This window comes from Gillisia limnaea DSM 15749 (assembly GCF_000243235.1).
Classification (GTDB): domain Bacteria; phylum Bacteroidota; class Bacteroidia; order Flavobacteriales; family Flavobacteriaceae; genus Gillisia; species Gillisia limnaea.
Window position 1 is genome coordinate 305,476 of sequence record NZ_JH594606.1, and the last position, 21,315, is coordinate 326,790.

Below are 21,315 nucleotides of genomic sequence, written 5' to 3' on the forward strand. Positions count from 1 at the left end.
GTATCGCGGGTGCCAAATACGTGACCGGTAACAGCCTGTGTAGTATAGATCCACATAGAAAACAATGCAAACCAGGAAAAGAATTGAACCCAGGCCAGTTGTTTCATGGTTACCGGCATATTGAGCATATCGGTAATTATAATGGTAAACCCATTTCGTATGTCTTTTGAACGTAATTGGGATACAATCATAAAAAGCAGGCCAATAAGTATCAAGCCAATAAAGAGTATATACAGTTCCTTGGTAAGATTATTAAAATAAATAACCGCAGACATTACAGAGCCGGTTACGGCCATGATCAATCCGGAAAGAAGTTGCGTTCGAATGTTTTTGATCTTATCTAATACATCTACCTTTGCAGGGCTTATTTCCAATCTTCTTTTCTCAAATGCTGCAAGTTCTGCAGGAGAATATTCTTTAGACTTAATAACGGTCCATAGCACGGCCAGGAAAAACACCACTCCACCCACATAAAAGGACCATTTTACTGAATCGGGTATAACTCCCTCTGGAGCAGTATTGCTAAGTCCTATCCAATTGGTAAAAACCCAGGGAAGGGCAGATCCAACCACCGCGCCAATTCCTATAAAGAAACTCTGCATGGAAAAACCAAGTGTTCGCTGCCGTTCAGGTAGATTATCCCCTACAAAGGCCCGAAATGGTTCCATAGAGATATTGATGGAAGCATCCATGATCCATAAGGTTCCTGCTGCTACCCATAAGGTGGGGGAATTGGGCATGATAAACAGTGCAATGGAAGATAATATAGCACCTATTAAAAAATAAGGCCTTCGCCTGCCCAGCTTAGTCCAGGTCCTGTCGCTAAAATATCCTATAATAGGCTGAACTACCAATCCGGTAACAGGTGCGGCAATCCACAAAATAGGAATATCCTCAACATTTGCCCCAAGGGTTTCAAATATTCTGGAGGTGTTGGCGTTTTGCAAAGCAAAACCAAATTGAATACCCAGGAACCCGAAACTCATGTTCCAGATCTCCCAAAAACTAAGGGTGCGTTTTTGCATATCGTAAGGTAAAATTAAGATTACGACAAGCTCTAAGACTCGTCAAAACGTATTAACGGAAGTGAAAATATGGGTTCTGACTATTAATTTAAATTTAGTAAAGATATACTTTTTTTCAAAAGCTCAAAGTAAAATCTTTTTTGGTAGAGTTTCGTTCTACCAGTCCTGTTTCAATAATGATCGTTTGGTATACCTCCTCATCGGAATCTTCGCTTTCCAGTTTTTTAATCAATAGACGGGCAGTTTGGGCACCCATTTCGGCTCCATGCTGACTAACTGTGGTCAAACTTGGAATAAACTGTTTAGACAATTCTCCATCTGTAAAACCAATCACGGCAACGTCCTGAGGAACCCTTAATCCTTTTTCCTGAAAGGCCTTGATTGCATAAATCGCAAAATGCTCGTTAACAGCAAACACCCCATCCAATTCCCTGTTTTCTAAAAAGTTCTTTATCTCCAGTTCACTTTGTTCAAAATCATCAATTTTAAGGATCAGGCTTTTATCTACCTTCATCCCGTGTTCTATTAAAGCCTGAAAATATCCTGCCGTGCGCAGCTTTCCAACGCTAACATAATCTACCGTGGTGATTAACCCTATTTTTTTACAACCTATCTCAATAAGCTTACTAACAGCTTTTTTTGCTCCTATTGTGTCATCTATAATCACTTTATCACATTCAATTTCATCGATCACACGGTCAAACATTACGAGTGGCATCCCTTGATTTAGCACTTCTTTAAGATGATGATAATCCTTTTTTTGCTGAGTCTCCTTTGCCACAGATATTATAAATCCATCGGTACTTCCGTTTGCCAGCAATTCCATGTTTATCACTTCCTTATCAAAGGAATTGTTGGACATACATATAATAACATGGTAGCCCTTTTCATTTGCTACATGCTCTATGCCGCTTATCACCGTTGTAAAAAAATGATGAACTATCTCAGGAATGATAACCCCTATGGTTTTTGATTTTCTGTTCTTCAGACTTAATGCTATATTATTGGGCTTGTAGTTATATAATTTGGCAAAGGCCTTGATTTTAGCACTGGTATCCTCACTAATTTCGGAGCTATCTCTCAGGGCTTTAGATACTGTAGAAATTGAAACATCTAGTTCACTGGCAATATGTTTTAATGTTAGCTTCCTTTTCATATTTAGATATTTATTGTTTTTTAATGGTCATATGTAATTCGCATATCTTTATCGGTGTTTGTATCGTATTCGCGTTATGCTCATTTCATATTTAGATATTTATTGTTTTTTGATGGTTTTCATATAGCTATCGGGAGCAATTCGCATATCTTCATCGGTGTTTGAATCGTATTCCCTTCAAGCCTATTTCATACATATTCTTTTAAAATCTAATTGGGCACATATAACATCCATATAATCATTGCCCCCGATTGAGAAAATTTATCTATGGATGCTTCATATTTTTCATATCTATCCGAAATTTTTAAACCCAAATCAAAACTATCATAATAAAATTAAAGAAGCCTTAAAACAAGAAAGTTTTCAACACGAAAACGTTTGCGGTGCTTTTCTGCAGCGGGTTTCCTAAAAGTTAACCTAAGTTTTATATACTTTTAACCACGGGAAGTGAAAATATTAATTTTAATTCAAATCAATAAAATTATATTAGAGAAGTATTTAAAAGAAAAATTTTACCGCAATTTGCGCCGACTCATATATAAACATCTTCTTTTTCCTGCTGAAGTTGAGCTTTTGCAATTCCTGTTACCAAAAAAAAATAGCACAAAAAATCCCGCGGAAAGCAATTTCAATAATCCACTTAATTTCATTATTCAATCATTATTTAAACATCACATATTTTAATCGCCTCTTTTAGAGCCGTGATTTTATCATTATAAGTTGGAATAAATTCCTGGGCCACAAAACCGTTAAAACCGGTTTCCACTATTGCACGCATAATGGCAGGATAATACAACTCCTGGGTATCATTGATCTCATTTCTACCCGGAACTCCTGCGGTATGAAAATGATTGATATAATCTCTGTATTTAGTAATAGTTGCAATTACGTCGCCTTCCATCACCTGCATATGGTAAATATCATAAAGCAGTTTGAAGTTCTCTGGCTTTCCCATTTTATCTGAAAGTGCTACGCCCCATACCGTATGGTCACAATGATAATCTGGATGATCCACCTTACTATTAAGCAATTCCATTACCATAATTACATTTTTTTCAGCGGCATATTTCACCAGTGGTAGAAGTCCATTTGCGCAATTCTCAATCCCTGTTTCATCATCCATCCCTCTTCGGTTCCCGGAAAAACAAATCACATTTTTTACCCCGTTCGCAGCCGCTTTATCTATTAGTCCACGGTAGTTTTCCTGAAGTTTTGTATGATTAGCGGGGTCGTTAAATCCATGTTCAATAATGGCAAATTCATCTGTTCCCATAGAACATTCAAGTCCATATTTTTTAACGGTTTCCCATTCCTGAGGTTTTAAAAGATCTATGGCCTGAATCCCTAGATTAGCACATTCTGAAGCGAATTTATCCAGTGGAATATCATTAAAGCACCAGTAACATACAGAATGCTTAAAATCACGATCTGCTTCTCTCAAGGATTCTTTCAGGATCTCTAAAGATGAGAAGGATGATAATACACCGCTTAATCCTATCGCTCCGGAACCAAAAGCAAGATTTTTTAATACCTGTCTTCTGTTATATTTACTTTTCATTTTTAGCTATTTAGTGTTTTTAAACTCTTCTAATAAATTCGCATAGCATCATAGGTGTTTGTATCGATTTCTGGTTACGCTAATTTTATACTGCTATAAATTGATTAGAATATCCTCAATTTAGTACTTTTAAGCATTGTAAAAGTGAAAACCCGCCAACCCGGCAAAAAAAAGGATTCAAATACCGCTTCTAGTTCGGATATTTATAAATTTAAATTTTACATTAATTTTTTGAAAATCAAACTTTTTGATCGATATTTTTTCTAAAAGCTTTATAAATCAGATATTATGGAGCAAGTTCATAAAGTCTGTAAATAGAAAAATCATCAGATTTCGACAAAAATATTGGTGGACTAAACCGCTGGTGGATTATTAGTTTTGAGCGGGGATTATAATTTATGACACTCAGGAGATATCAAAATTATATCCCGCTTTTATCAGTTTTTGATATGTTTTGTGATCAAATTTATAGAGAAAAGCTCCGCGCCTGGAGGAGGATTTATCCTTTTCATCCAGCTTGATCAATACGTTATGGGAAAGCACTTTTTTACGAAAATTCCGGGCATCCAACTCTTTCTGGTAAATGGCCTCATAAAGCTGTTGTAATTGAGGAATTGTAAACTGTTTAGGAAGGAGTTTAAAGCACAAAATTGATAATTTTAATTTCATTTAAATCACGACTCCTTCAAATATTTTGTACAAGCAATACAATCTTCGGGATACTCTATCTATTTCACACTAAACTCATAAATACTAGTGCTTTTATATATTTCTCCAGGTTCAAGGATAGTGGAAGGAAATTCCGGCTGATTTGGAGAATCTGGAAAATGTTGAGTCTCCAAAGCAAAAGCCGTTCTAAAATCATCTGTGGCACCGGTTTTCAGTCTGTTTTTACCTTCCATAAAATTGCCACTATAAAATTGAAGTCCCGGTTCCTCGGTATAAACATTCATTACAATTCCCGATTTATTCCCCACGACAGTTGCAGCACGGTTCATTCCCTTTTCTTTGTTGCTGTTTAAAACAAAATTATGGTCATATCCTTTGCCGTTTTCCAATTGTTGATTATCGGCTTCAATCCTTTGTCCTATGGTATGCGGTTCTAGAAAATCGAAAGGAGTTCCTTTGACCTCTTTTAATGCCCCGGTGGGGATCAAACCATCATCAACAGGCGTAAATTTATCGGCATAAATTTTTAAAGAATGATCTAGAATAGAACCACTTCCTTCTCCGTTTAAATTAAAAAAAGCATGATTGGTTAAATTTACCACCGTGGTTTTATCCGTAACCGCTTCATATTCCATTTTAAGTTCATTTTCATCAGTAAGTGAATAAGTAACCTGAACCTTTAAATTTCCCGGAAAACCTTCTTCCATATCTTTCGAAAGATAATTTAATACTAAGGTATGTTCATTGGGTTGTGAAGCATTCCATACCACATTCTGAAACCCTAAAAACCCTCCATGAAGTGCATTCTCACCATTGTTGGTAGGCACGGAATATTCCTTCCCTTCTAAATTAAATTTTCCTTTTGCAATCCTATTCCCGTACCGGCCAATGGTGGCTCCAAAATAAGGTTCAGTAGATTCCTGATAAGCTTCGGTACTTTCCATCCCTATTACAACATCGATTCTTTCACCATTTTTATCCGGTACTAAAAGACCAACTAGCCTGCCTCCGAAATTTGTAAAATAAGCTTCCATACCATTATTATTAGTAATGGAATAAAGTTTTACGTCTTTACCATTAATAGTGGTATTGAATTTAACGGGATCAAGAACGATTGTTTCTTGCGCTTTCATATCTTCATATTGGATATTATTTTTCTGTTTATTTTCGTTCTTGCAAGCTACCGTCAATACAATGCAGAATATGCCGGAAAATGTGGTTAAAATCTTGTTTATCATTTTTTATAGTTATATTTCTTGAATGGTACTTGTGTATGAATGATTTTTTCTATTATAATACTATTGGCAACCATTTTTTAAGCGGCATGATTTTATTGAAAAAAGCTAGTTGGCTTAAATAATTGTTTATTTTAAAAACAACTTTATTTATTCTTCAATAGTTTCTAATGGCTTCGGTTTAAGCTCTGTTGTTGGTCCTTCAATAATTAATTTTCCATCCTCCAGTATTTTCAATTCATCAATAAAAACTACCCGCTCATCCCCAGTAGCTTTTGTCCTGCCGTGGTATACCGTGTATATCTTTGTGCTGTCTGAAGAAAACACTAAACTGTTATGCCCGGTACCAGTTACGTTCCCTCCTCCTTCAATATTTTTTTGCAAAACAGGATTGTTATCTGCTTTCTTATAGATACCTAAAGGTGAGGATGCTGTTCCATATCCCACCGCATAGTTTTCACCGCCATAAAAATTTGCGGAATACATCATATAATATGTATCCTTATGTTTAAATGTATAGGAGCCTTCCGTCCACCTGCGGTTAACTTCTTTGGATGTAACAGACCGACTCTCCCATTCCGCATTTCTATCATCAAGAGCCATTGGAGGACGCAGCAACAAAACTGGCTCGCCAATAACCCCAGTAAAATCATTTTTTAATTCTATCCCGTACACCCAGCTTTCTTCAATTTCATCAAACCAGCCTTTTTCTTTTGCCCAATCCGCAATTTCAGACTCCACTGGATGTTTGTATGCCACACGGGAATAATACAAATAAAACTTTCCATCACTATCTTTAAACACATTGGCGTCTATGATTGGATAGCCAGGATCAAAAAGGGGTTTATTTTGAAGATCCTCAAAAGGTCCGGTTGGTTTATCGGCTACCGCCACTCCTATTTTAAAATTTTCAAGTTCATTATCTGGATTATCCTTCCACTGTGCACTAAAAAACATGTAATATTTGTCATTGAATTTATAAACCTCCGGAGCCCAAAAGTCCCCTATTGCCCAAGAATTCTTCAATTTTCCGGTATAAACCTGGCCTCTCAATTCCCAGTTTACAAGATCATTTGAGTAATACGTGGCAAAACCATCTATTGCTCCTCCACCAGTTCCGTACATATAAAAGTTGCCGTCACCATCATTCAAAATGTAGGGGTCTCCAAACTTTACGTCTAATGGATTTGAATAAGTTTTGGATTCCGAAGAAGAATTATTTTTTTGCTCTATATCTGTCTCATTGTTTTTACAGGACAATGAAAGAAATACCAAACTCATTAAGAGCATACATTGATGTTTTAAAAGTTTATTCATTTAAAATTACTTTAATTATAAAAAAAAGAGTAATTAATGATTGTTTCGGCCGGCGGGAGTTCCAAAACCGGGAAAACCAAGCCATCAAGAATTTATCATCCTACTCAAAGATCTGCAGGACCTAAGCCCTTATCCTAAATAGCATTATCGAATTTTAAAGTAAAGCTATTTGATTTCCCTAAAGGGCTTTTCCAGCTTATCATTTCATTTGACCTAAATACTTTGCAGATTGTATTTGTTTTGCTTTTGGTTTGTTATCAGTTACGATAATATTATTATTCTAAGAATTAGAGTCACTGTTGTTAACAATATAGAAAACACTTAGAATTCATACATTAATCATTAAAACATCTAAAATATTTATTTCTTATTTTAATAACCTTATTTCAAATATAACTACTATTTTTTGCAGCCAGATATAATACTTTACAAAATGGTTTATCATCCCATTAAATTGGACTAACATTGTAAACCTTAACCTAAGCAAAAAAATAGTTTAGTGATTTTCTAAGGAGTATCTGAATTTAACTTTTTTATTAAATCCACCTCATCTTGGCGATAAGGAGTACCGTCCTTCCTAAAAATATCATGAAACCATTCAACCGGTTCCTCCCCAGAATCGATAGGTGTGTCCCAGGCATAAATTGTATTGCTCTTTCCGTTTACAAGTCCCCAGTTTATAGCACCTATATTATTTTCCTTTAATAAAGGCAATGTATTAGAAAACCTATTATTTCTGGTTCTAGCCATATATTCAGTACATATCATCGGACGGCCGTGCGTCTTTAGTAACTCTATAATTCTATTATGGGCCTGAGGGTCGTCATAACTGTGGTAAGTAATAACATCTGAATTTAAGGCCTGAAAGGTGTTAAGATCTTTTAGATCCCATTTCCATAGACCAACAGATAGCGGTTGAGAAGGATTTGCTTCTCGTGCCCATTGAAAAACATTTTTTAATAAAGCCATAGATTCATTAGCCTTATCGTTATTTCCCGGTTCATTGTAAAGGTCCCAAAGCAATACCCTTTCATCATCTCCGAAAGTATTCAGAATATCTTTAACATATGATTCCAATTCCTCTGAGTCTGCCATCTCTACTGATTCAGGATAGCCAGGATCCTGTATCCAACCGGAATTATGAGTTCCAGGCCTGGGCTCCGGTTGTTTCCCTATTTTTGGATTTGCATCCCAAACATCATCGAATATCACAAACATTGTTTTAATATTATGGGAGTCTGCAATATTAAGATATTCTTCCATTCTTGCTTTAAAACCTTCCTTATCGGCTTTATAGGCAAGGCTATGCAAATAGACTCTCATCGTATTAAATCCTATTTGTGCTGCATAACCAAGTTCACGATCTATTGTCTCGGGGTCAAAAGTATCTTTTTGCCACATTTCCAATTGGTTTATTGCCGTACTGGGATTAAAGTTAGCACCTGTTATCCAATCATGCTGATTGTACCAGTCCTGAGCCTTTTCCCGACTCCATCGCTCCAAATTTTGAGAATACCCTGTTAATGTAAAAAATGTAATAGCTAAAATTAAAATTTTTTTAATCATTATTTTGAATGTATTTATTTAAATTCTATTCTGATGGAACTTTTAAAACAGTATCTTCTGAAACGGGTACACCTAAATTTGGGGAACCATCTTGATTCCAATTAATTTTTTGCATTCTGGGGGAGCGTTTGTTAGCACATCCTTCACCAGGATTGGAATTAGCGTGATATAGGATCCAGTCTTCAGTTCCGTCCGGGGATTTAAAGAAAGAGTTATGGCCAGGAGCATATACTCCATTTTCCTCAGATTTCGTGAATATAGGTTTGGAATGCTTCTCCCAATTGGCAGGATTTAAGATATCTTCCCCAGTAAAACTTAGAAGTCCAAGGCTATAATAATCGGTCCAACAACCGTTGGCAGAAAAGACAATAAATATTTTACCACCTTTTTCAAGATATTGCGGTCCTTCATTAACACTTACGTGTGGAGGGTTTATGTCATCATCCAGATCTCCCTGTTTTTCCCAATTATAGGTAGGTTCAGCAATTAGAACCCTTTTACTTTCAATTTCTAAAGGATTTTTCATTTTCGCTATATAGATATTTTGTTGGCTATTTGTATTTCCTTCCCAACCAGACCAAATCATAAACAACTCATTTTTATAATGAAAAACATTACCGTCTATAGCCCAACGGTCTGGCCAGGCAGAAATCTTACCTTTAAACTTCCATTCCCCTTTAAACGGATCTTCTGAAATGTTTTCTAAAGCATACATCCGGTGATTATTGTTATCGCCATCATCAGCTGCAAAATACATGTACCACTTATCGTTTATTTTATGAATTTCTGGCGCCCAAATTGAATTAGAATATGCAGTGCCTGCAGGGGGCATCCAAATTTCTTTTTTTTCGGCTCCTGAAATGTTTGCTAAACTTTTGGTTTTCCACAAAACCAATTTATTCTGCTCGGTATTCGTGTAATAATAATAACCATTATCATATGTACTATAGGGATCTGGACCTGAGGATTTAAGCGGATTGGTAAAAGTATTCTCCTGACTAAACCCTATAAGTCCTACTAAAAAAAATATTATTATTTGTAATGATGTGCTCATATATTTCTTATTTTTAAAATGTAAAGGAAGCCTAATTCTAGGCTTGGAAAGTCCTGTTTAAAATTACCGGATTAAATTCATTTTATTATGTATCAACACCGAGATATTCTTCTGATGTTCTTTTGATGGTTTCCAAAAAATCCCGGTATTATATATAAATCTTCCAAGACATTAAATTGACTTTATTAAAAGTTATTTAAGCGATATCCTATTACCTGGATGGTTTTTCTATTTCCATTCCTGTTGCAACGGGTTCTCCAAAAATTGGAACGCCACTACCGTTAAAAGTAAATTCCTGAATTCTTATACTTCGATTGGAAGAACAACCTTCCCCGCTTCTAGAATTTGCATGATAGATGATCCAATTTTCTAAACCATCAGGAGATTGAAAAAAACTATTGTGGCCAGGTCCAAATGCATTATTTGCGGGACTTTTAGCAAATACAGGTTGGGAAGATTTTGTCCAATCTAAAGGGTTTAAAGGATCACCACCCTGCTTAAAGCTTAGCATTCCCAATGCATAATCATCAGTACCGCAAAAACTGGCAGAATAGGTCATAAAATAGCCATTGGGACCCTTTAATATTTGAGGGGCTTCATTCACACCAAATCCTATTTTTTCCCAGGAAAATTCAGGTTCTGCCAACAAAGCAACTTCGCCTTCTAAGGTCCAGGGATTTGTCATTTTGGAAATATAGATGTTTTGAGTTAAATCAGAATTTGTGACATCGGGACGGCCACACCAAATAAAATAGCGATTGTTATTATATTCCATCACTGTTCCATCTATAGCCCAAAAATCTGCATTAGAATTAAAAATTCTTCCTTTGTCTACCCAATTTCCATCCATGGGATCTGCACTATCATTTTCCAGCACCCACGTACGTTGGTTAATATCCTCTCCATTGCCTGCAGTATAATACACATACCATTTATCATCTAGTTTAAAAACCTCTGGTGCCCAAATGTTTCGGGAATTAGGGCTCCCATCATTAGGCCTAAAAATTACCTTAGAATTTGCAGAAGCCAATTCTGAAATCTCTTCTGTTTCCCATATTCTAATGTCATTACCTGTAGTATGGAGATAATAATAGGTATCATTTGTCTGGTACACCCAAGGATCTGCACCGTTTAACAAGGGATTGGTAAAGGTTTCGTTTACAGGGGGTTCAATAAGTTTAATTTCAGGATCATCCCCTCCGCAACCCAATAAAAGTGAGGTGCCAAACAGCAAAGAAAAAATTATTAGCCTATATTTATATTTGATAATCAATATTATTAATTTTTAAATAATTATTTTTTTTATCGTTGGCTTAATACCCCGGATTTTGAGTTAAGTTAGGATTTAAATCAATATCCCTTTGAGGAATCGGAAATAGTTCATGTTTACCCACAACAAAATTTTCAAATTCAGGATCTCTACCGGTTAGGTTTGGGCTTAAATCTCCCCATCTTTTAAGATCTGCCCAGCGCCAACCTTCACCTGCCAATTCAGTAATACGCTCATGTTTTAGTTGTTCCAAAAATTGTTCACTGGTCAATCCTGGATTTACGTCGCTCAATAGCGCCAGTCCTGCCCTGGATCTAACCCTATCAACATATTCATAAGCATCTGCTGTTCTTCCCAACCCATTCAAGCTCTCGGCATACATCAATAAAACGTCGGCATAACGAATTAATCTGTAGTTGTTTGGAGACCTAAATCCTTCCTGATCTTTCCAATGGTCATTTAACAACTTTCTAAACCAAACTCCGTTTGCGTTGGGGCCGTCACCGTATCTGGATGCAAAGCTTTGCCCATACACCTGTGATGCTTCAGGACCGGCAGGATCCATAAAATCGAAAATAAAAGAAGCCGCCACTCGTGGGTCTTGCTCACCTGAAACCGTAGTTTCTTCTAAAAATTCATCTATAAGCCATCTTCTGGCAGCACCATCATGAAAACCTATTCCGGGAGGGGCAAAGAATTGGGAGATAGAGGTTCCTGTATTGTTTACCCGGCTTTCATCTACATCGTTATCTGTACTTTCTGAAAGGTTTTCCTGAAACTGAATTTCAAAAATAGATTCTTCATTGTTTTCCCTGCTAATTATAAAGTTATCTCTATAATTGGGAGTAAGGGAATATATACTGCTACCCTCGCCTGTAACCAGCCATTCAAAAGCTTGGGCTGCAGGTCCATGTAAATTTTGTTGTAAATAGGTCTTACCTAAGAGCGCATATGCTGCACCACGTGTAGCCCGCCCAACTTCATTTTCTGAATAACCGGTGGGCAAATCTGGAATTGCGTCATTTAAATCTTGAGCAACTTGTGCATAGGCCTCTTCTGTGGTAGCATTTCTGGGGACATCCAGAGGCTCTGAAGGCTCAAGCATGAGAGGTGGTGTTCCATAATAAAGAGTAAGATTAAAATAGAACAAGGCTCTTAAAAATTTAGCCTCTGCAATAACCCGTTTTTGAAGGTCTGGATCCATATCTATTTCTGGCACATTGGCTATTACTTGATTAGCCCGGAATATCCCTACATATAAAGTTTCCCAGGTTAAAGCCGTCAATCCTAAATTATAATCGGTTTGATTAAAACTAGCCAGGTTATTTAATCCCCCATCGCCACCAGATCCAAAACCTTCGTCAGATCTTAAAATTCCGTGGTAATAAATCCATCGCGAATACAAACCAGGTGTGCGGTAAAAGGTACTGTACACTGCATTTACACCTTTTACGGCATCGTCACCATCTTGCCAAAAACTAGCAATTGTGGGAGCATTGGGATTTGCTTCATCAAAATCTCTGTCACAGGAGACAAGGGTAATAACCGCTACGATAAGAATAATAATGATATTTTTCATGGTGTTTTTTTGTTTGTGATATTAGTAAATAATCCTCGGGGCAAGCCCACGAGGCATTAAAATAATTTCAACTGATAATCTTTTTTCAACACTTTGTACTCTTTTTCTATTCCCTGCTCCTTGACATATTTGGCAATGACATTCTCGGTTCCATGCTGACCGACGGTGTTCACAAAGTAACCCTTTCCCCAAAATTCTCCACCCCAAAGCTGCTTTTTCACTTCTGGACATTGCCTAAAAACTTCCCTAGCTAAGATACTTTTTACCATCGTAACAATTTTTGTTACGCTATATGAAGGAACACTTTGAATCAAAAAATGAACATGGTTCTTGTCCGTTCCCACTTCTAGAAAACAAACTTCATATCTTTTTTCAATCTCCGAACATGTCGCGACCAAAACTCGGTCGACCGAATCAGAAATAACAACCCTTCGATATTTAGCACTGCTCACCAAATGGTAAAGAAGCACCGTTACGTTATGGCTCTTGTGTATGAATTTACTATTTTGTGACATCGAGTCACAAAATAGTAATAATAAACGAGGCAAGCCTCGGGGAATTAAACCCAATAGAGATTAAAATCCTACATTTAAACCAACGGAGACAATTCTTGAGGAAGGATAGTTTCCATTATCCACTCCAGGTTCAAGGTTTATATTGGCACCTACAACATCGGGATCCAATCCTGAATAACCTGTAAATGTTAATAAATTTTGGCCGCTTAAAAATATTCTCACAGTTGAAATTTGATTTCTACTTAGCAATTCCTGGGGCAAGTTGTATCCCAATTCTACATTTCGAATTCGTAAAAATGAGGCGTCTTCCAGCCATCTATCGGAGTTATCTCTTGCATTAGAAACTATTCCTCTATCTGCAGGAACTCCGCCCAAAGCATAGGAAACTCCTAAACGGGGGTCATTGGTATTGGTGTTGGTTGGTGTCCAGGGATTAATATCTCTTCTATAATTAGAATAACCGTAACTATCTAAATCCCTGCGAACATCATTATAAAGTTCAAATCCAAAGGCACCATATAACTGCACATTAAAAGAGAAATTTTTATATGTAGAATTAAATTGCAAACCTGTTGTAAAATCTGGCCATGGGGACCCAGCAAATTCTCTATCTCTATTGTTAATATCATCAGTACTGCCTTCGTCTACCAAATTTCTAAATCTTATATCCCCCGGCCGTGCATAAGAAGATTGCGCATTGTGTTCATTAATTTCTTGCTGATTTTGAAAAATACCATCGGTACGCAAAACAAAAAAGTCTCCAATAGAACGTCCTACCTGGGATCTGGTATTTCCAGAAGTGATGTAATCCCTTCTTAGACCAGTTTGTTCATCAATGCCCAAATTTCCCAAAGCAAGAATTTCATTTCTTATAATACTTACATTGGCGGCAATATTCCATTTAAAATCCCCGGTTAATCTTGGGCGGTAACCTAAATCTAATTCTAAACCTTTATTTTCTATAGATCCAATATTTACAATAGGATCCCCCTGTAAATTCCCCAGGTAACCTGGTAAAGGTTGTGGGACAAGTACATCGTTAGAAACTGATCTAAAAATATCAAAGGTTACATTGAATTGATTGTTAAACATAGAGGCATCAAACCCTAGATTGGTAGTAGTCTTTTCCTCCCATCGTAAATCACTGGAAGCCAATCTTGCCTGAATAGCACCTGATACTCCATCTTGATTACGACCAAAAACTGCATTGGGCCCCTGATTAAGAAATCCAATAAATTGATAAGCCGATAAATTTGCTGATCCCAAAATACCATACGATCCTCTTAATTTGAGATCGGAAATCCAGTTTATATTAAAAAAGCTTTCTTCAGATAACCTCCAGGCCAATGCCGCTGAGGGGAAATTACCTGTTCTGAATTCCGGAGAAAAACGGGAATCCTTATCAGATCTAAAAGTTAAGGTCACCAGGTATTTATCGTTATAGCTATAATTTAACCGTCCTAAATAAGAATCGATCAAATATTTCTCAAGCCTACCAGATGCTGTACGGTCTCCCGGCAAATTACTAGAAGAAGTAATAGTGTTAAAGTAATCATTTCCAGATCGCGCCAAAAATAAACCCGTCCCCGAAGTGAAATCTGTTTGAATCGTTTGTTGTGTATATCCTACCACACCATTAAACCTATGCTTATCCAACTCATAGTCAAAATTTAATGTATGCTCAAAAAGGTAGCTTAGAAATTGCGAACGTGTATCTGTTACACTACTGTTCTCCGGAGATTGGCCTTGATACCAGGATCCATCCTTTCTTAAAGCTTTAGAATTATCGAAACTTGTTTCTAAACCTGCATTAAACCTGTACTTTAATCCGTTTGCTATCCGGTAGTCCAAAAATCCGTTCCCCAAAATTTTAACGAAATTTGATTTTATAGAGGTAATATTGGCAATTGCTACCTGGTTTCTAGAAAAGCTATTTATAGTATTTGAAGAACCATATCCCCAACCTCCAGGATTATTATCGGTTATAAATTCATCACCTTGAACCGGAATTATCGGCACGCTGTTAAACATATCATACCAAGGATTTCCTTCAGCAAAACCACCCTGGAATGGAGAATTTTGTCTGGAATTTGAAATGGCAATATTTTCGCCAAATGTAAAACGCCCTTTTTCGCTCTCGGTATTTATACGTAAAGACATACGATCGAAATCCCTTGCTATCAGGGTTCCTTGATCTTTAAAATAACCTGCAGAGATTGCATAGGTATGGGAATCTGTCCCACCAGATAAAGTAGCGTTGATATCATTTACGAATCCGGTTCTAAGCAATTCATCTTCCCAATTAGTATCTACAGAACCATCGTAATTGGCAACTGCCGGTTGCAAAGGGTAACCAGCTGCATTAAAAGCATTGGTGTTGGTAATTACAAATTCTTCTGCATTCATCATATCGTACCGGTTAGGCACATTAGAAATACTATATTTTGAAGATGCCGAAAATTTTGCAGCACCTACTTTACCTTTAATGGTGGTAACAATAATTACCCCATTTGCTGCCCTTGAACCATAAATAGCTGCAGCTGAAGCATCTTTCAAAACCTGAATGCTTTCAACATCATTAGGATTAATGGTTGTATTTGGATCGGCAAACATGCCATCAATAATATACAAAGGACTTGCATTTCCAAAAAAGGTACTCAATCCCCTAATATTAACAACCGCCTGTTGGCCGGGTGCTCCACCATTTCTAACAGAAACCCCAGGCGACAATCCTTGTAGCGCTTCAGGAACAGATCTTGCTACAATATCCTTAGCATCTCCGGTATTCACGACACCTACAGAACCAGTAAGGTCCTTTTTTCTTACCGTTTGATAACCAATAACCACAACCTCATCTAGCTGACCGACATCGTCCACTAAACTAACATTGATTGTCGAACGATTATTTACTTGTAATTCCTGAGTCTTAGAACCAATAAATGAAAACACCAAAATTCCATTTGGAGAGACCGAAATAGAAAATTCTCCTTCCATATTAGTAATGGTACCGTTTTGAACTCCTTTTTCAGTAACATTAACTCCGGGCAATTGCATTCCTTGGCTATCTGTAACAACTCCCTTTATTTCCATCATAGATGCCTCTTGTGCCTGAAAATGTGATAGCCCGCCAAATATTAGCAACCCCATTACAAGAAATAATTTAATTCTGTTTTGTTTCATATTAATTCAATTTTGATGGATTAACCCTTTAATATTTATAATTAGTTTTTCTCTCGAACCTCTAAGCCAATCTGATTATAAGTGTAAATTAAACATTAATAAAATTTAACTATATTTTTTTAAAAAAAACATAAAAACCTTGTTATAACACATATAATTGATGATTTATAAATCAGGTATGTTATATTAAATTATTAATTAACATTTTAATATGAACTTTGATACCTCATTTATTTTATAAACGTAAATCTTACACTTTTTTTTTAATTGCCAAAACTTTTCCTTAAAAATTTTATAAATAATAAAGTTTTTAAAAAATTAACTTTTAAAAATTACCTTAGGAAATTTCAAAATTAAATCCAAATTCCTGAAGTTTTTGGTAATTTTTATGATCGAATTTATACAAGTAGGCACCCCTTCTGGAGTTGTATTTATCCTTTTCATCAAGCTTAGTCAAAACGTTCAATGAGAGAACCTTTTTCCTAAAATTACGGGAATCTATTTTTTTATTATAAATAGCTTCGTATAATTGTTGTAATTGTGGAATGGTGAATTTTTCAGGTAAGAGTTCAAATCCAATGGGTTTATACCGGGCTTTCCTCCTTATTCTTGACAGTGCATCTTTCACCATTGTGTTGTGATCCAGCACTAAGTCCGGCACTTCTTCTAAATCATACCAATGGGCGCCATGTATTTCCACTAGTTCTTTATCGTAATCATTTATTCGAATTAATGCATACTGCCCAATAGAAATACACCGGAACCCAGGATCTCTCTCTGCTGCACCATACGTTCTTAATTCCTCCATAAAAACATTTTCCAAACCGGTAATTTCTTTTAGCACTCTTTTTGCAGCTTCACCCACATCTTCATTTAGCTTAACAAAACTTCCAATTAAGGACCAACTCCCCAACAGTGGCTTCACTCTCCGTCTAAAAATTAATAATTTAAGATTACCCTCATCAAAACCAAATATTATGCAATCCGTGGCAACATACATCTTATCTTGTTGAACATAATAATCTTCTATTTCCGCGGCCATATTTATAGATTTGTTAATTAATATACAAAAAAACTATTTTTTTTTGTAATAAAAAATTAATGTACAAGATACGTTTATTACATTTGTTGATATATATTAATTATAAACTAAATGCCAAATAAAATAAATTCCGATAAGATTGCCAAAGACCACTTTTTTAAAACCAGTAATCCTGGAGTTTTTGTAGAGTCTCCCGGGCGTATCAATTTAATTGGAGAGCATACTGATTATAATCATGGCTTTGTGATGCCTACGGCGATCGATAAAAAGATATATTTTGAACTTAGAAAAAACGATACATCTACTGCCTGTTCTATTTATAGCAAAACCTTCAATACCCTGCTAAATTTTGATTTAAAGAAAATTGAAAAAAGCAGCTCCACCTGGGAAAATTATATTTTAGGAGTGGTGAATGAACTGCAAAAAAGGAAGAAAATAATAGAAGGTTTTGACTGTTATATTAAGAGCGAGCTGTCCATAGGTGCCGGAATCAGTTCTTCGGCAGCGCTGGAATGTGGACTGGCCTCCGGTTTGAACAAATTATTTGAACTGAATTTATCAAAAAAGGAAATAGTGAATTTATCACAGGCCGCAGAGAATAATTTCGTGGGTTCACAATGCGGTGTTATGGATCAGTACGCTTCTGTAATGAGTAAAAAAGATAATCTTATATTACTTGATTGCCATTCCCTTGAAGCTGAATTTATACCAGCAGATTTCAAATCCTGTAAGATCCTTTTGATAAATTCTAAAGTTTCCCACAGCATCGCCGAAGGCGAATATAACACAAGGCGCAAGGAAAGCGAATCCGGATTGAAATTTATACAGAGTCAAAATGATAAAGTTAAAACCCTTCGGGATGTTACTTTGGAAATGCTCGATTCGTGTAAACCGCAATTATCAAAAACACAATACAATCGGGTTTTATATGTGTTGCAGGAAAATGCAAGGGTGCTCGAGGCTGCCATTTTTATGAAATCTGGAAATCTTCAAGCTTTTGGGCAATTGATGTATCGGTCTCATTACGGACTCCGGGATCTGTATGAAGTTAGTTGTAAGGAACTCGACTTCCTTGTAAAGTTTACAGAAAACAAAGATTTCATCTATGGCTCCCGCATGATGGGGGGAGGTTTTGGAGGTTGCACGATTAATATAATAGAAGAGAGCCATATCCCTGATTTTATTGCTGAAGTGAAAATTGCCTATCATAAAGAGTTTAATATTACACCGGAAATGATCACAGTAGTTCCCGGAGGGGGAACGAATATATACCAGAACTAACAGGTTTCAAGCCAGACCTCACAGGCTTTAAAAACCTGAGGTCTCCAACAAAATATCTATTCAGAAAATGAACAACCTAAATAAAACTCCCCACAGACGCTTTAACATATTAACCGGCGAATGGATCCTGGTTTCCCCGCATAGAACCAAAAGACCATGGCAGGGAAAAACCGAAAAAACTCTTGCAGAGAACCCCAAACAGTTTGATGCGGAGTGTTATCTGTGCCCGGGAAATACCAGAAACAGCGGAGAACAAAACCCTGATTATAAAGAGCCTTATTCCTTTATCAATGATTTTCCTTCTTTACTGGCAGACACCCCGGAGGAAAGCTTTCAAAACGGACTTTTAAAAGCCGAAACCGAATCGGGTATCTGCAAGGTGGTGTGTTTTTCACCCGATCATTCACTTACGCTTCCGGTCATGGAAGTTGAGGAAATAGGGAAAGTGGTGAAGTTATGGAAACAGGAATTTGCTGAACTTGGAGGAGCCCCAAATATTAATTATGTTCAGATTTTTGAAAATAAGGGCGATATGATGGGTTGCAGCAATCCGCATCCTCACGGACAAATTTGGTCACAAAGATCCATTCCTACTGAAATTCAGAAAAAATCAAAGCATTTCAGGGAATACTGGAAGGAACGTAAAAGAAGTTTACTTGAAGATTATCTGGAGCAGGAACTGGAACTGGATGAACGCATTCTGGAAAAGAACGATCATTTTGTTGCACTTATCCCCTATTGGGCGGTTTGGCCCTATGAGGCTATGATACTTCCAAGAAAACACTATTCCCATATTGGGCTGTTAAATGAGGAAGAGGAACTGGCATTTGCCGAATTAATTAAAAAACTTACCACCAGGTATGACAATCTCTTCGAAACCTCTTTTCCATATTCCTCTGGGATACATCAACAACCAACAGATGGCAAAGATTATCCTGAATGGCATTTTCATATGAGTTTTTATCCTCCATTGTTACGCTCTGCCACGATAAAAAAGTTCATGGTGGGTTATGAAATGTTTGCCGGTCCACAGCGCGATATTACTGCCGAACAGGCAGCAGAAAATTTAAAAAGTCTCCATGAAATTCATTACAGCAAAAGATAAAAAAGGAAGGAAAGATCACTTTAAAAGACCTTGCCAAACTATTAGATGTTACTATATCTAAAAAAGCACGTCCTCCTTCACCAAATATATCTTTCCAAACCAGAACTACCCTATAGTATTCTTATTGGGCAAAGTAGATGTAGATAAAGATCACCAAAGTAACAATTCCTAATCCTACAGGCTTTACAGCTTTCCAAGGCTTGATATCCACCTGCTTGGTATAATCCTCAATATAAGCAACCGGATTTGGTTTCCATTTCCCAATGAGTATCATAATTATCACATTCATCACGAACAAAATGGCCATCACGTGTAAATAGTGAGGCAGTGCACCTTCCTCCATCACAAAGTATTTCAGCAATAAGTAAATGAGGTAAAATCCTACCCCGCTAAGAATGGCGATTTTCGCGGCTAAAGCCGGAATGCGTTTCGTCAAATATCCAACAATCACAATGGTAAGAATTGGGATACTATACGCTCCGTTAACCTCCTGGAGATACCCAAAAAGTCCCATGGGGGCATTTACGATCAAGGGAGCGATAAACATGGACAAAATGGCCAGCAGGATCCCAAACTGTTTTCCTTTTTTCACAACTGTACGTTCTGTAGCTTCCTGATTGAAATACTGCTTATAAATATCTACCCCAAAAAGGGTCACCGAACTTTGGAGCGCACTGTTGAATGAACTTAGGATAGCGCCAAATAAAACCGCGGCAAAAAATCCTATCAAAGGTGCAGGCAAAACTGCATTTACAAGTGCCGGATAAGCCTGATCTGCATTTTCAAGCTTTCCCTCGAACAGGTGCCAGGCGATAATTCCTGGGAGTACAACCATTATTGGCCCAAGAATTTTAATGAAGGCCGCCAGCATAAGCCCTTTTTGCCCTTCTTTTAGATTTTTTGCTGCCAGTGCCCGCTGAATAATAGCCTGATTGGTTCCCCAGTAAAAAAGCTGAACCAACATCATTCCGGTAAATATGGTAGTAAAAGGCACTGAAGCATCCGGTCCACCAATGGAATTGAATTTTTCAGGATTGGAATCCACAAGAACTTCGAGTCCGTTGATGATGCCCCCATCCCCTATGGCCATAAGACCAAAAACAGGGATCATAAGACCACCTATCAATAAACCTATCGCATTTACAGTATCTGAAACCGCCACCGCTTTTAATCCGCCAAAAATGGCATAGATGGAACCTATGATCCCTATTCCCCATACAGAGAGCCAGAGTGCGGTGTTTTCAGAAACCCCCAGCATCCCGGGAATCCCAAACATAGTGCTAAGGGCTAAACCTCCGGAATATAAAACAATGGGTAAAAAAATGATCATATAACCGGAAAGGAACAAGGCTGAAACCAGCGTCTTTGTCATTTTATCATACCGTCTTTCCAGAAACTGCGGGACCGTTGTGAGCCCGCCTTTTAAATACCGCGGCAACAGGAACAGTGCAGTGATTACTATAGCGATGGCAGCCAGGGTTTCCCAGGCCATCACAAGGATACCTTCGGAAAAGGCCTGCCCGTTTAAACCTACAATTTGCTCTGTTGAAAGATTGGTAAGCAACACAGAACCGGCAATTACGCCTGCAGTAAGGCTTCTTCCCCCCAGGAAATAACCATCGCTGGAATTTTCATCTGTTTTACGGGTAGACCAATAAGCAATAATCGCTACCAAAGCGGTAAATCCAATGAAAGATAAAATTCCAACCATACTTTCTACTTTTAAATTTTTGCTAAATATAAAATTTTATATCTAATAAATG

16 protein-coding genes are annotated in these 21,315 nt (G+C 37.1%); 2 read left to right on the forward strand and 14 right to left on the reverse strand.

Annotated elements, in window-relative coordinates:
- From GILLI_RS03105 to GILLI_RS03170, 13 genes are all read right to left on the reverse strand, one after another.
- Window positions 1-1,025: MFS transporter (locus GILLI_RS03105; protein ID WP_006987671.1), on the reverse strand; the 1,025-nt coding region annotated here is incomplete at its 3' end.
- A 115-nt stretch (window positions 1,026-1,140) separates the two neighbouring features.
- Window positions 1,141-2,181: a LacI family DNA-binding transcriptional regulator gene (locus GILLI_RS03110; protein ID WP_006987669.1), complete on the reverse strand. Its 1,041-nt coding sequence runs from the start codon at window positions 2,179-2,181 to the stop codon at window positions 1,141-1,143.
- A 664-nt stretch (window positions 2,182-2,845) separates the two neighbouring features.
- A complete protein-coding gene (locus tag GILLI_RS03120) occupies window positions 2,846-3,739 on the reverse strand; it encodes a hydroxypyruvate isomerase family protein (protein WP_006987672.1) in 894 nt (297 codons plus the stop codon).
- A 405-nt stretch (window positions 3,740-4,144) separates the two neighbouring features.
- On the reverse strand, window positions 4,145-4,387 hold the full coding sequence (locus tag GILLI_RS03125) for an NrtR DNA-binding winged helix domain-containing protein (protein WP_342633056.1): 243 nt from the start codon (window positions 4,385-4,387) through the stop codon (window positions 4,145-4,147).
- Window positions 4,388-4,467: 80 nt separating this feature from the next.
- Window positions 4,468-5,646 carry an aldose epimerase family protein gene (locus GILLI_RS03130; RefSeq protein ID WP_006987673.1) on the reverse strand — a complete coding sequence of 393 codons (1,179 nt, stop codon included), beginning with the start codon at window positions 5,644-5,646 and terminating at the stop codon, window positions 4,468-4,470.
- A gap of 147 nt (window positions 5,647-5,793) precedes the next feature.
- On the reverse strand, window positions 5,794-6,960 hold the full coding sequence (locus GILLI_RS03135) for a glycoside hydrolase family 43 protein (RefSeq protein ID WP_006987674.1): 1,167 nt from the start codon (window positions 6,958-6,960) through the stop codon (window positions 5,794-5,796).
- A gap of 507 nt (window positions 6,961-7,467) precedes the next feature.
- Complete coding sequence (locus GILLI_RS03140) at window positions 7,468-8,526, reverse strand: cellulase family glycosylhydrolase (RefSeq protein WP_006987675.1); 1,059 nt, start codon at window positions 8,524-8,526, stop codon at window positions 7,468-7,470.
- A 25-nt stretch (window positions 8,527-8,551) separates the two neighbouring features.
- The gene (locus GILLI_RS03145) at window positions 8,552-9,580 is read right to left on the reverse strand and encodes a glycoside hydrolase family 43 protein (protein ID WP_006987676.1); all 1,029 of its coding nucleotides are present in this window, start codon (window positions 9,578-9,580) and stop codon (window positions 8,552-8,554) included.
- Window positions 9,581-9,791: 211 nt separating this feature from the next.
- On the reverse strand, window positions 9,792-10,853 hold the full coding sequence (locus GILLI_RS03150; RefSeq protein ID WP_006987677.1) for a glycoside hydrolase family 43 protein: 1,062 nt from the start codon (window positions 10,851-10,853) through the stop codon (window positions 9,792-9,794).
- A 40-nt stretch (window positions 10,854-10,893) separates the two neighbouring features.
- On the reverse strand, window positions 10,894-12,429 hold the full coding sequence (locus tag GILLI_RS03155; protein ID WP_006987678.1) for a RagB/SusD family nutrient uptake outer membrane protein: 1,536 nt from the start codon (window positions 12,427-12,429) through the stop codon (window positions 10,894-10,896).
- A gap of 56 nt (window positions 12,430-12,485) precedes the next feature.
- Entirely contained in the window at window positions 12,486-12,944 is a 459-nt protein-coding gene (gene tnpA / locus GILLI_RS03160) for an IS200/IS605 family transposase (protein ID WP_006987222.1), read from the reverse strand.
- 60 nt (window positions 12,945-13,004) lie between these two features.
- Window positions 13,005-16,124 (reverse strand): SusC/RagA family TonB-linked outer membrane protein, encoded by a 3,120-nt coding sequence (locus GILLI_RS03165; RefSeq protein ID WP_156798628.1) that lies wholly within the window; start codon window positions 16,122-16,124, stop codon window positions 13,005-13,007.
- Between the two features lie 337 nt (window positions 16,125-16,461).
- Window positions 16,462-17,166: an NUDIX hydrolase gene (locus GILLI_RS03170; RefSeq protein ID WP_006987680.1), complete on the reverse strand. Its 705-nt coding sequence runs from the start codon at window positions 17,164-17,166 to the stop codon at window positions 16,462-16,464.
- A 111-nt stretch (window positions 17,167-17,277) separates the two neighbouring features.
- Here GILLI_RS03170 and galK point away from each other — a divergent pair, with 111 nt between their 5' ends.
- Both galK and GILLI_RS03180 read left to right on the forward strand, forming a co-directional pair.
- A complete protein-coding gene (gene galK, locus GILLI_RS03175; protein WP_006987681.1) occupies window positions 17,278-18,447 on the forward strand; it encodes a galactokinase in 1,170 nt (389 codons plus the stop codon).
- A 67-nt stretch (window positions 18,448-18,514) separates the two neighbouring features.
- Window positions 18,515-19,552 (forward strand): UDP-glucose--hexose-1-phosphate uridylyltransferase, encoded by a 1,038-nt coding sequence (locus GILLI_RS03180; protein ID WP_006987682.1) that lies wholly within the window; start codon window positions 18,515-18,517, stop codon window positions 19,550-19,552.
- Window positions 19,553-19,673: 121 nt separating this feature from the next.
- Here the strand turns inward: GILLI_RS03180 and GILLI_RS03185 are convergent, their stop codons facing one another.
- Window positions 19,674-21,263 carry a solute:sodium symporter family transporter gene (locus GILLI_RS03185; protein WP_006987683.1) on the reverse strand — a complete coding sequence of 530 codons (1,590 nt, stop codon included), beginning with the start codon at window positions 21,261-21,263 and terminating at the stop codon, window positions 19,674-19,676.
- Window positions 21,264-21,315 lie beyond the last annotated feature (52 nt).